Genomic DNA, 11,579 nt, shown 5'->3' on the forward strand with positions numbered 1-11,579 from the left:
GCGTCCTCCTCGCCCGCACCCCGCCCCCAGTCCCACCCGCAGGCACGCCCCCAAGGCTCAGCCCAGGCAGGCACAGCGATGAACGGAGAACGTCCCGAACTCCCCAAGCGCCGCCGCCAGGAGCATCTCGTCCCCGAGCTCCGGGATCAGCCGTCCGCGCGCGGCGGTGATTCCGCATCCGCCGAATGGGACGAGGCGGCACAAGGTCACGACCCCGGCCTGATGGCCGCATTCCGGCGAGGCACCAGCCTCGCCGAGGACACCGACGGCAACGGCGTCCCCCGTCCCGCCCAGTAGCCGTGCGCCGGTGGATCTTCCAGGTCCCCGGCATCCGGCTCGGGCGACTCCTGGAGGACGTCCCTGCGCCTGCGGTCCCACGAACCCGATGCCGCGGGCCTGTTCACAAGAATCCGCCGGGCAGGGTCTGCAACGGCCCCGCCCCGCCCGCTCTGCGGTTCCCCTGAAGGAGAAGAACGCGATCATGGTGAGCGAAGCCCCCGTAGGCCACACGACAGACCTCTCCTGGCTGCTGACCGGACTCGTCCAGCGAGTGCCCCACTCGCGCAGTGCACTTCTGCTGTCCTCGGACGGTCTGGTGAAGGCCTCGCACGGCCTGGACACGGACACCGCCGATCACATGGCGGCGCTCGCGTCCGGTCTGTACTCCCTGGCACGCAGCGCCGGCGTGCGGTTCGGCGAGGGCGGTGAGGTGCGCCAGGTGGTGGTCGAGCTCGACACGTCGCTGCTCTTCGTCTCGACGGCGGGGCAGGGCGCCTGCCTCGCCGTGCTCGCGGGCCGCGACGCCGACGCTGCCGTCCTCGGCTACGAGATGGCGATGCTCGTCAAGAGCGTGAGGCCGTACCTGGGCACGCCGGTGCGACAGCCTGCCGGCCACTGAGGCGGCCGGATGAGACGGGAACCGTTAGAAGGACCGTGGCTCGACGCCGACGCCGGGCGGCTGATCCGGCCGTACACCGTCAGCAACGGACGTACGAAGCCCTCGGCCCAGTTCGACCTGTTGACCATGGTGATGGCCACCGGGGACCGCCCGCAGAGCTACTTGGGCCCGGACCACAGCCATGTACTGAAGCTGTGCGGCGGACCTGTCTCGGTTGCCGAGATCGCCGCACAGATCTCCCAGCCCGCGGTGGTGACCAAGGTGTTGCTGTCCGACCTCGTGGACTGCGGAGCGATCACCTCACGAGCCCCGCGAGCGCCGCTGGGCCCCAACCCGACCGATCGAGACCTGCTGGAGGCGGTGCTGGATGGGCTCCGTAAACGACTCTGAAGTGAGCCGTGCCGATCCGTTCCCGACCGCGCTGAAAATCCTCATCGCCGGAGGCTTCGGTGTCGGCAAGACCACCTTCGTCGGCGCGGTGAGCGAGATCGAGCCACTCAGTACGGAGGAACTGCTCACCCAGGTCAGTGCCGCGACCGACAGCCTGGAAGGCGTCGAGGACAAGGCGACCACCACCGTCGCGATGGACTTCGGCCGCATCACGCTCAGCGCTTCGCACGTGCTCTACCTCTTCGGCACACCGGGGCAGGAGCGCTTCTGGTTCATGTGGAACGAACTGTCCGAAGGGGCGCTCGGTGCTGTCGTCCTCGCCGACACCCGGCGGCTCGACCACTGCTTCGGTGCCGTGGACTTCTTCGAGCGCCGGGGCATCGACTTCATCGTCGCGGTCAACGAGTTCGACACCTCCTACCACTACGAGCCGGACGAGGTGCGTGCCGCCATCGACCTCAAGCCCGAGGTGCCGGTGGTGCTCTGCGACGCCCGGCAGGCCAGCTCCGGCACGCAGGTCCTTGTCTCACTTGTCCAGCATCTGATCAATATGAGGAGCTCCCATGGCACCGATGTCCTTTGACCCTACGAGCCACCTGTTGCTCACACCCGAGGACGCGGAGGCGCCGAACAGGGTGGTGCGGTTGAGGGAGTTGGGCCTCGGAGACGCTCCGGTCCCCGAGTTCGACGACTTCGCCCGCCATCTCGCCCGTGTGACGGGCGCTCCTTACGCCATGGTGAACTTCATCGACGAGGACCGTCAGTACTTCGCGGGTCTCTACGCCCCGGGCGCGGACCAGGCCGTGGAGCTGGACCCGACGGCGAGCGCGGGGGCCTCGGTGGGCCGGGTCATGGCACGCGACCACGGCTACTGCCCGCACGTCATCGTGCGGCGCAAGGCGCTCGTACTCGAGGACGTCTGCGACTATCCGCGCTTCGCCGGGAACCCCGTCGTCGACGAGATCGGCATCCGCTCCTACCTCGGAGCGCCCCTGATCGACCGTACGGGCATGGCACTCGGCACTGTGTGCGTGGTCGACCAGGAGCCCCGCCCGTGGGGGAGGCAGGGCCTGGAGACGATCAAGTCGCTCGCCGCCGAGCTGGTGGAGCAGATCCACCGGCGGGAGCACCGCAACTCCTGACGGCCCCCGGCCCCCGGCCCCCGGCCCCCGGACCTCGCCGGCTCCTGGCCGGGAGGTCCGGTGCGCCGATTCGGCTTCTGGTCAGCCGGCGGGTTCGGGCTCGCGCCGTACGAGCTCGCTCAGCCGCTGGGACCAGGAGCCCTTTGCCGTACCCAGGGCGACCTCGCCGAGGCGCAGACGCTGGATGTCGGACGTGCCGGCAGGGGCGAAGATGTGGTGGGCGTCGCGCAGATAGCGCTCGACGGGGCGGTCGGTGAACAGCCCGCAGGCTGCGTGGACCTCCATGGCGTCGCGGGCGGAGTCCAGTGCGTACTCCACGTTCACGAGCTTGGCGTTCATCAACTCCGCGTCGCACTGCATGCCTTGGTCCAGCAGATGCACGGCGTGGTACGCGGCGAGCCGGGCCGTCATCAGCCTGGACTGCATCTGGCCGAGCTTGAGCTTGATGGAGCCGAGGTCGGCCAACGGGCTTCCATAGCGCTGGCGTTCGGCGCAGAAGGCCGTGGTCTCGTCGAGGATGGCCTGGTGGATGCCGAGTGAGACGGCTGTGAGGTTGGCGCGCCCGTACAGGACGCTGGAGGAGTAGGCCACGGCGAGTCCGTCGCCCTCGGCGCCGAGGCGATTGGCCGCGGGAACACGGCAGTTGTCGAAGATCAGCTCGCCGAAGCTGAAACCGTGCAACCCCATCGCGGGGCGCTGCCTGCCGAGGGAGAACCCCAGCGAGTCCGCTTCCACGAGGAAGGCGGTGAGCCCCTTGGAGCCCTCTCCGGTGCGTACGACGACGCCGTGGAGGTCACCGACGTGGCTGTTGCCGACGTAGACCTTGCTGCCGTTGAGGATGTAGTCGTCGCCGTCGCGTACGGCGGAACTGGTCATTCCGAGTACGTGGCCGCCGGAGTCGGTCTCTGTCACGGCTATGGTCGGGAGGCAGTCGCCGGAGGCAATTGCCGGTAGCCACGTTTTCTTTTGCTCTTCGTTGCCGAAGTGAAGGATCTTGGCCACGCCGAGCTGTGACGCCTGCACCATGGCGCCCATGGCGCCGCTCACCCTGGACAGTTCCTCGATCACCACCGTCTTACCGAGGTGGCCTACGCCCATGCCTCCGTATCCGGGCGGCACAGTGGCGCCGATCCACCCCTGACGGGCGATCAGGCGGGACAGCCCGAGGGAGGCGGTGCGGCTGGCCTCCATCTCGGCTATCCGGGGTGTGACCTCGTGCTTCGCGAACTCCCGGACCGCCGCACGTAATTCCTCGTGCCGTTGGTCCGTGAAGTAGCGTTCCATGACGAACCCTTCTCCGCGGGTGACTCCGCTTCCGGTTGGGCGGAGGTCGTTCTCGGCTGGTGCCTCGCCCCTGGCATAGGCCGACTGCAATATCTCCCATTGTCCAGCAGTCTTACAAAATCGCTCCGTGGTCTTGGCCGAAACCCTCCCTCTTGCAATGTCAACTGAGCTGTGCGGCACGGCAAATGACGGTGTGGAGGACCGGGACCTGTGGGGATGCCGCGCAAGCATTACCCACTGGCATAGCACCGTTACGGTTTGAGGTCAGCAATTCCGGCCGATTGGCGGCAAGTCGACACGGAGTCTGCGAAATGGATCTGAAGGCACCCGGAGCGGGCCGTCGGCAGGTGTGACGGCGTGCGCTGGGAACTCGCAGTTCCACGGCGCGCGGTGGACCGGCGGCGAGGCGCCCGAGGGTGCGAAGGGCGCCGATTCGGGTTCTCACCCCCGGCGCAGCGGCGCGCGCACAGGCGCGCACGGCGCCCGCGCCGATTCGGCGGCACCGGTTATGCCCTGCGCGGAACCGTGGGGCTCCCGAACCGATCGAAGGTGGCTTGAAGTGTGCGTCGCGCTCAAGCATCGAGCGGCCGCTCCGGGCCCGTACACCCGGACGTGGAGGGCGGCCTCACCGCCCGGCCGCATTCTTCCCGCTGCCCGCGCCGACCAGTACCGTTACCGTCTGCGAGCGAACCGGGACGAGCCGAGGAGGCGGACACCGTGGGCGGCGTACGGCAGGACAACACGACGGCGGCGGACGGAACACAGATCGCCACCTGCACCTGGCTCCCGGACGACGCCGAAGGTGCGGGCAAGCAGCCGCGCGCCCTCGTCCAGATCGCGCACGGAGCCGCCGAACACGCACAGCGCTACGACGGCTTCGCCCGCTTCCTGGGACGCTTCGGCTACACGGTGGTCGCCTCCGACCACCGGGGCCACGGCGCCACCGCGGCACAGACAGGCGGCTACGGCGTCGTCGGGGCGAGCGGCTGGCGTGCGACAGTCGAGGACCTGAAGTCGGTCGCCGACCGGGCACGCGCCGAGCTCCCCGACGGCACGCCCCACGTGCTCCTCGGCCACAGCATGGGCTCGCAACTGGCGCGCGACTACGCGCAGGAGTACGGGCAGAGCCTGACCGGGCTCCTGCTGTCCGGCACCTTCCGCTCCCTCCCCGGCTGTGAGCCGGAGACGGCCGTGCGCCAGCTGGAGCGCGAGATCGAGAAGGGCGGCAGGGACGCCCTCTCCGGCTTCGTGCCCGACCTCTTCGGCTCGTTCAACGACCCGTATCCGCACCGCACCGGTTTCGAGTGGCTCTCGCGGGACGACGACGAGGTGGACCTCTACGTGGCGGACGAGCGCTGCGGTTTCCCGTTCAGCGCCGGCATGTCACTGGACTGGGTGCTCGGCAGCCGTAAGATCAACGATCCGGAGCAACTCGGACGCATCCCGCGCGATCTGCCGGTGCACATCGCCGTCGGGGACCAGGACCCGTGCAACCAGGGCATGACGCTCGTCTACGAACTCCTCGAGGACTTCCGCTATCTGGGCCTGCGCGACCTCACATGGAGCGCGTACGCGGGCGCACGGCACGAGATCCTCAACGAGACGAACCGGAGCGAAGTCCAGACAGATCTGCTGCAGTGGCTGAACGCGCACGTGTGAGGCGCGTTCCCGGGTGAGGGAGATCGAGAGATGAAGAGCGGGGACAGAGACGGGGACAGAGCCGTCACGGCCGACGACGTCCGTACGGTGGCGTTGGAGCTGCCGGAGGCCACGGAGAAGCTCGCCTGGGGACAGCCCACGTTCCGCGTCGCGGGAAAGATCTTCGTCTCGCTCGGGGACGACGACACCACCATCGGTGTGAAGTGCCCACGGGAGGAGCGGGGTGAACTGATCGCCGACGAGCCCCAGAAGTTCTTCATCAAGCACGGGCACGACGACAACTACAACTTCCTGCGCGTGCGCCTCTCCGCGCTGGAGGACGTCGAGGAGTTGCGCGCCATCCTGCTCGACTCCTGGCGTCAGGCGGCGCCCAAACGGCTCATCGGCTGAGCGCGGCGGCCCGGGTGCGAGCCGCCTCGCGGCGCCCCGTCACGGAGTGAGACAGACCCCCGTCACGGAGTGGGGCTGTCGTTCGCTTACGGAGTGGCTCAGTCCTGCCGTCACGGAGTGGCTCAGCCTTGCCGTCACGGAGTGACGGCGAAGCCGTGCTGGAAGGTCGACGCCGGCCCCGGACGCGCGTAATACCAGCCCTGCGCGGTGTCGCAGCCCATCTCCCGCAGCTGGGAGGCCTGGTGCTCGGTCTCGACGCCCTCGACCGTCACGGCGAGCCCCAGCGCGTGCGCGAGCGTCACGATCCCCTCGACGAACGTGACGTCGACCGGGTCCGCGGGGTGCTGCTGCAGACCCCTGGTGAAAGAGCGGTCCAGCTTCAGCGTGGTCGCGGGCAGACGCCGCAGATTGGCGAGGTTGGAGTAGCCGGTGCCGAAGTCGTCGAGCGCGATCTCCACGCCCAGCTCGGCGAGTTGACGCAGCGGCTTCAACTCGTCCTCGTCGGCGCCGATCAGCGCGCTCTCGGTGACCTCCAGGCAGAGCGACGAGGGGGCCATTCCGGCCGCCTCCAGCACGGCGACGGTGTCCGGCACCAGGTCCGGGTGGTGAAGCTGCCTGGGGGAGAGGTTGACGTTCACTCGGAGCGGCGCCTCGGCGGCCGCACCCTTGACCTTCTCGGCGTCGCGCTGCTCGTGCCAGGCGCACGCCTGCCGGACGGCCTGCTCCATCACCCAGCGGCCCAACGGCACGATGAGACCGGTGTGTTCGGCCAGCGGGATGAAGCGGTCGGGGCCGAGCCGGCCGTGCACGGGGTGCTTCCAGCGCACCAGCGCCTCGGCTCCGTCCACGTGACCGTCGCTCATGCGGATCAGCGGCTGGTACTCCAGGAAGAACTCGTCCCGCTCCAGCGCCGCCGGCAGGTGGTTGGTGAGGCTGTGCCGGTCTATGGCCCTCGCGTCCGAGTCGGGGTCGGCCAGCTCGTAGCGGTTGCCGCCGGCGTCCTTGGCCCGGTACATGGTGATGTCCGCGCTGCGCATGACCTCTTCGGGCCGCAGCTCCCCGCTCGGCCCCTCGACGATGCCGATGCTGGCCCGTACGGACAGCTCGCGGCCGTCGATGCCGATGGGGGTCGCGAGCGCGGCGAGCACCTGGCGGGCGAGCTCGGCGACGTCCTCAGGGCCGGACGGGTCGGTGACGAGGGCGGCGAACTCGTCGCCGCCGATGCGGGCCACCAGGTGCCCCGAGCCCGCGGTGCACGACTGCAGGCGCTCGGCGACCGCCACCAGCAACTGGTCGCCGACGGCGTGCCCGAGGCTGTCGTTGACCGCCTTGAAGCCGTCGATGTCGAGATAGCACAGGCCGAAGCGCTTCACTCCGCCGCTCGCCGACAGCAGCCTGTCCAGGCGCTCCGCGAAGAGGGTCCGGTTGGGCAGCCCGGTCAGTTCGTCGTGCGTGGCCTCGTAGCGCAGTCGCAGGTGCAGCAGGCGGCGCTCGGTTATGTCCTCCAACAGGGCGAGCTGGTAACGGGGTTCGCCCTCGGGGTCGCGCAGCAGGGAGACCGTCAGATTGGTCCACAGCACCGTGCCGTCGGGCCGCTGGTAGGGCTTCTCCACCCGGAAGTGGTCGCGTTCGCCGCGGACCAACTGCCGGTGCTGCTTCCATACTTCAGGAGCGTCGTCGGGATGGACCCACTCGTTGACGTTGCGCCGGCGCATCTCTTCCACGGAGCGGCCGAACATCCGGGCCACCGTCTCGTTTGCGTCGCGGATGCGTCCGTCCATGTCGGCGATGCTGATGCCGATGGTGGCGTCGTTGAAGACGGCGCGGAACCGGGTCTCGCTCGCGTGAAGGGCTTCCTCGACGGCGGTCTGCGCGGCCAGCGCGGCCCTGGAGAGGGCTTCCTGCTCACCGAGGGTGCGATCGCGCAGAGCCTGTGTGAAGCCGGCCGCGATCGTGTGCTGGAGCCGCGAGCAACGAGCGCGGGCCTCTTCGACGGAGAGGTTCTTGTTGGCCGGGTCCCGTCCGTAGAGGACGAGGTAGGCGTCGATCACGCCGAGCAGGTGCGGCAGCGCGTCCGGACTGGTGCAGTGGCCCTCGACCAGCGCCACTCCCACCTCGCGGCCGGGTGCGGCCGAGAAGGGGTGCTCGTGGATGGCGTCGCAGAGCTTGACGGCCAACGGGTGGAGGTAGTCCTCGAGTTCGGCGCGCGTCATCGACGTCTGCGTCACGGGGTAGACGGCGCGGCTCCAGATCGTCGCGAAGCGCCGTAGTCCGTCCTTCTCGAGCCCCTCGGGCTCATGCGGGCCGGGAGTCACCCGACGCTTCCCGCCTTGCGGCCCACCCCGGCGTAACCGCTCAGGAGGACGGGATCGTCGCTCTCGGGGCCCGTCTCCGGACGCCAGCGGGGGAGTGCGACGACACCTGGCTCCACCAGGTCGAAGCCGTCGAAGAACTGCTTGATCTCGGAGCGGGAACGCATGATCAGCGGCGAACTCGTCTGTCTGTACACGTCGCGGACGCCTGCGCCGCCGTCCCGCTTGGGCCCCTCGTCGGCCGAACTGTGGGTCACCACCAGGAGACTGCCGGGAGCGAGCGCGTCACTCATCTCCTTGACGGTCTTCCAGGGGTCGTCCTTGTCCTCGATGAAGTGGAGCAGCGCCACGAGCATCAGCGCGACGGGCCTGTCGAAGTCCAGCAGACGCTCGACCTCGTTGCTGTAGAGGATGTCCTGCGGGGAGCGGAAGTCGGCGGAGACGATGGCCGTGCGCTCGTCGCCCTCGAGCACCGCGCGGCTGTGCGCCACGGCGACGGGGTCGTTGTCGACGTAGACGACCTTCGAATGAGGGTCGATCCCCTGCGCCGCCTCGTGAAGGTTGCCGAACGTCGGGATGCCGGAGCCGATGTCGAGGAACTGGGTGACGCCTTCACTGATCGCGAAGTCGGCGGCCCGTCTCATGAAGGCACGATTCGCCTGCATGAGTTTCGGCAGGCCGGGCCAGGCCTCCACGGCACGCCGAGCGGCTTCCCTGTCGACCTCGAAGTTGTGCGAGCCACCCAGGTAATAGTCGTACATTCGGGACACGCTCGGCACCGTAAGGTCTATGCCCTGCGGGGCCCAGGCAGGACGTTCCATCTGGGTCTCCAGCTCGTTCAGCTTCGCGGCGGTTGCCGCTGGGATATGAGGCTACTGACAGGTGCCGGGCCGTTGGAAGGAATCGGTAACTCTGCGGCTGGATCTTGTCTGCGTGTGCAGGAGCTTCCGTGCACTGACACCCCCCGTACGTCACCTCCGCCACGGATGCGCTCGTCCTGCTGGTGAACTGGGGCATTGTGGCGGACCGTTGGTCTCTCCGCGGGGCGGAGAGCGGACAACTGCGCGGCGAACTGGGGCGCCACGTCCTTCCGTTGCTCTTCTGGATGCCGTGGGGGACACATCATGAAGGACGGATGCCAGGAACCGTAACGCCTCGGGCGCGCAAGTGCTGCGGATTCCGTACTCCTGTCCGCGGGAAACGAGATTTCGCCTTCGTTTCCCAGGCCGCGGCGCGGGCTACCCGGATCCCCAGAGCCGCGGGTGCGAGCACCGGCGGCGACACGGGAGGACCGTCATGAACTGCTACGACTGTCTGACACGGCAGGAGACGACCGCCGCCGTGGCCACGTGCACCCGCTGCGGTGCGGGTCTGTGCATCGACCACGCGCACGTCGCACCGGAGATCGTGAGCGAGCAGGCGGGTACGGGCAAGGCGACTCATTCGCCCGACGCCAGGCGCTTCACCTGCGGGATCTGCCACGAGGCCGAGATCTGACCGGCAGGTGCGACCCGCCTGACCAGGGGTGCCGCCGACCGCCGCGCACCCAGTGCTGCCGGAGGGAACGGAACGTGAGCGCTGCGCCGGTGAGCACGGGGACGCGGGAGCACGGAGCACACCGTGCGGCAGGAGGACACTGGAGGGGGAGCCCGAAGCGGGAAGGGGCGAGAGAGATGACTGTCCGTCGGCTCGTTCAGCTGCCACATCTGTCGCGCACGGGGACGGAGCCGGTCACGGCCCGCAGCGCGTTGCGCGTGCGGATGATCCTCGCAGTGATCTTCGCTCCGGTCTTCCTGGCGGCCACGGGGCTGTTCTGGTTCTGGATGACGCAGACGGGCGCAGGCGAGGTCCCGGACGCCGGGTCGTTGCGGGTCCTGACGGTGATCTGCGGTGTTCTCGCGTTGTTCTCCGTGGTCGACCTTTTCGTGGTGCTGCGACGCAGGAAGGGGGAGAGGCGTTCAGCGTCCCGCTAGGGGCGCGCACCCCGGGACCGCGCTACGTTTTCGGCGGTCCCCCACGGGTACCGCCGGGTGACATGACTGAGGATGAGGGGCACGACCCCGGAGCAGAACCGGAGGACGAGGGGATCCCCGACCTCCAGGACGACTCGCCGGAAGCGGAACTGGCCAATGACCCGCAGCGGGAGTCCGTGCCGGGTGACGAGCCGGTGGCGGTGGAGCGCTACGGCACGACGTTCGCCGAGCAGGTCGAGGGTGAGTCGCTGGACGAACGTCTCTCCGAGGAGGAGCCGGACGTGGGCGACGAGGCCGCAGAGGAGCCCGCTGACGTGCAGGCAGGGCAGCTGAGCGACGACCCCCTGTCGTGGCGGCCCGCCAACCAGGACACCTTCTCCACCGAGTCGCCGGCACACGGCCTCTCCGGGGAGGAGTCGGCCGTGCACGTCGCCGACGACGACGAGCAGGAGCTCGGTCTGGGGCTGGAGAACATCGATGAGGCGGCGGACGCCCCCGATCCGCGCCCCGCACGCCCCCCCGGCCCCCGTCAGGTCGACATGGACACCGACCAGGACCAGTGACGAAGCGGCTCGGCCCGGCACCGCGCCCTCTCAGAGCCGCTCGGTGCCGGGCCGGTGTCGGTCACAGGCTGACGCCGCGCCCCCGCAGATAGCTGAGCGGATTGATGTCCGAGCCGTAACCGGGCCCGGTGCGGATTTCGAAGTGCAGATGCGGACCGGTGGCGTTGCCCGTGGAGCCGGAGCGGCCCACGCGCTGTCCCGGACGGACGGTCTGCCCCGCGCGTACGGAGATCGCCGAGAGGTGACCGTACTGGCTGTACCGGCCGTCGTTGTGGCGCAGCACCACCTCGTAGCCGTACGCATCCGCCCAGCCCGCTGAGACGACCTTGGCTCCGGCGACCGCCTTGACGGTGGTGCCGGTGGGCACGGGGAAGTCCACCCCTGTGTGGTGGCCCGAGGACCAACTGCCGCCCGCCGCACGGTATGCGGTGCTCGGCGCGACCCCGCTGACCGGTGCGCTCGCGCCGGCGGAGGCGGGCTTCGATGCGGGCGCCTTGGCCTTGGCCTGCTTCTCCTTCGGCTGGGCGCGGGACTCGCTCCGGCTCCTGTGCCCGGCCTCGTCCCTCTTGTCGGCCTGCGACTTCGAGCCGGCTTCCTGCTTCGTCGCCTTCTTCTCGGTCTTCTTCTCGGCCTCGGGCTTCGCCTGCTGCTTCGCGGCGGCCTTCTCCCGCGCCGTCTGCTCGGCCCGCTCCCTTGCCTTCTCCGCGGCGCCCGGCTCGGCCTGCGGCTTCGACTTGCGGGCCTGGCCGTCCAGTTGGAGCCGCTGCCCGGGGACGATCAGGTCCGGATCGCCGCCGACGGTCGAGCGGTTGCGCTCGTAGAGCCCCGGCCAGCCGCCCTTCACCTCGTGTTCCTCGGCGATGGCGGAGAGGCTGTCGCCGCCCACGACTTCGTACGTCGTCGCCTTCTTCGAGCGGTCGGCCTTGGCCCGCTCGGCCCTCTCCGCCCGCTGCCGGGCGTCGGCCGAC

13 protein-coding genes and 1 pseudogene are annotated in these 11,579 nt (G+C 69.3%); 10 read left to right on the top strand and 4 right to left on the bottom strand.

Going from position 1 to position 11,579, the window contains the following annotated elements:
• The 5 genes and pseudogenes from H5J26_RS22850 to H5J26_RS22870 all read left to right on the top strand — a co-directional run.
• Nucleotides 1–297: pseudogene (locus H5J26_RS22850) on the top strand (ATP-binding protein); the annotation flags it as partial.
• Nucleotides 298–481: 184 nt separating this feature from the next.
• Nucleotides 482–898 carry a roadblock/LC7 domain-containing protein gene (locus H5J26_RS22855; protein ID WP_181767818.1) on the top strand — a complete coding sequence of 139 codons (417 nt, stop codon included), beginning with the start codon at nucleotides 482–484 and terminating at the stop codon, nucleotides 896–898.
• 9 nt (nucleotides 899–907) lie between these two features.
• Entirely contained in the window at nucleotides 908–1,288 is a 381-nt protein-coding gene (locus H5J26_RS22860) for a DUF742 domain-containing protein (RefSeq protein WP_181767819.1), read from the top strand.
• Nucleotides 1,266–1,871, top strand: a complete 606-nt coding sequence (locus H5J26_RS22865; protein ID WP_181767820.1) for a GTP-binding protein — start codon at nucleotides 1,266–1,268, stop codon at nucleotides 1,869–1,871. Before H5J26_RS22860 ends, H5J26_RS22865 begins: the two co-directional genes overlap by 23 nt.
• On the top strand, nucleotides 1,861–2,430 hold the full coding sequence (locus H5J26_RS22870; protein WP_181767821.1) for a GAF domain-containing protein: 570 nt from the start codon (nucleotides 1,861–1,863) through the stop codon (nucleotides 2,428–2,430). Before H5J26_RS22865 ends, H5J26_RS22870 begins: the two co-directional genes overlap by 11 nt.
• A gap of 81 nt (nucleotides 2,431–2,511) precedes the next feature.
• Here the strand turns inward: H5J26_RS22870 and H5J26_RS22875 are convergent, their stop codons facing one another.
• Nucleotides 2,512–3,714, bottom strand: coding sequence for an acyl-CoA dehydrogenase family protein (locus H5J26_RS22875; protein WP_181767822.1), 1,203 nt, complete (start codon nucleotides 3,712–3,714; stop codon nucleotides 2,512–2,514).
• A 717-nt stretch (nucleotides 3,715–4,431) separates the two neighbouring features.
• Between H5J26_RS22875 and H5J26_RS22880 the strand changes: the two genes are divergently transcribed.
• Both H5J26_RS22880 and H5J26_RS22885 read left to right on the top strand, forming a co-directional pair.
• Nucleotides 4,432–5,373: an alpha/beta fold hydrolase gene (locus H5J26_RS22880; protein ID WP_181767823.1), complete on the top strand. Its 942-nt coding sequence runs from the start codon at nucleotides 4,432–4,434 to the stop codon at nucleotides 5,371–5,373.
• A 30-nt stretch (nucleotides 5,374–5,403) separates the two neighbouring features.
• Nucleotides 5,404–5,763, top strand: coding sequence for an MmcQ/YjbR family DNA-binding protein (locus H5J26_RS22885; RefSeq protein ID WP_181767824.1), 360 nt, complete (start codon nucleotides 5,404–5,406; stop codon nucleotides 5,761–5,763).
• Between the two features lie 134 nt (nucleotides 5,764–5,897).
• Here the strand turns inward: H5J26_RS22885 and H5J26_RS22890 are convergent, their stop codons facing one another.
• Together H5J26_RS22890 and H5J26_RS22895 are read right to left on the bottom strand one after the other, a co-directional pair.
• On the bottom strand, nucleotides 5,898–8,078 hold the full coding sequence (locus tag H5J26_RS22890) for a putative bifunctional diguanylate cyclase/phosphodiesterase (RefSeq protein ID WP_181767825.1): 2,181 nt from the start codon (nucleotides 8,076–8,078) through the stop codon (nucleotides 5,898–5,900).
• Nucleotides 8,075–8,896, bottom strand: coding sequence for an SAM-dependent methyltransferase (locus H5J26_RS22895; protein WP_181767826.1), 822 nt, complete (start codon nucleotides 8,894–8,896; stop codon nucleotides 8,075–8,077). Before H5J26_RS22895 ends, H5J26_RS22890 begins: the two co-directional genes overlap by 4 nt.
• Before the next feature lie 475 nt (nucleotides 8,897–9,371).
• On the opposite strand from H5J26_RS22895, the gene H5J26_RS22900 reads away from it, so the two are divergent.
• The 3 genes from H5J26_RS22900 to H5J26_RS22910 all read left to right on the top strand — a co-directional run bounded on the left by H5J26_RS22900 (nucleotide 9,372) and on the right by H5J26_RS22910 (nucleotide 10,611).
• A complete protein-coding gene (locus H5J26_RS22900; protein ID WP_181767827.1) occupies nucleotides 9,372–9,572 on the top strand; it encodes a DUF2180 family protein in 201 nt (66 codons plus the stop codon).
• A 176-nt stretch (nucleotides 9,573–9,748) separates the two neighbouring features.
• Entirely contained in the window at nucleotides 9,749–10,048 is a 300-nt protein-coding gene (locus tag H5J26_RS22905) for a DUF6343 family protein (protein WP_181767828.1), read from the top strand.
• A 62-nt stretch (nucleotides 10,049–10,110) separates the two neighbouring features.
• A complete protein-coding gene (locus H5J26_RS22910; RefSeq protein ID WP_181767829.1) occupies nucleotides 10,111–10,611 on the top strand; it encodes a hypothetical protein in 501 nt (166 codons plus the stop codon).
• 61 nt (nucleotides 10,612–10,672) lie between these two features.
• Here the strand turns inward: H5J26_RS22910 and H5J26_RS22915 are convergent.
• Nucleotides 10,673–11,579, bottom strand: a 907-nt coding sequence (locus H5J26_RS22915; protein ID WP_181767830.1) for a M23 family metallopeptidase, incomplete at its 5' end; no start/stop codon positions are given.

The sequence above is a fragment of the Streptomyces albidus (ex Kaewkla and Franco 2022) genome, from assembly GCF_013870515.1.
Taxonomy (GTDB): Bacteria; Actinomycetota; Actinomycetes; order Streptomycetales; family Streptomycetaceae; genus Streptomyces; species Streptomyces albidus.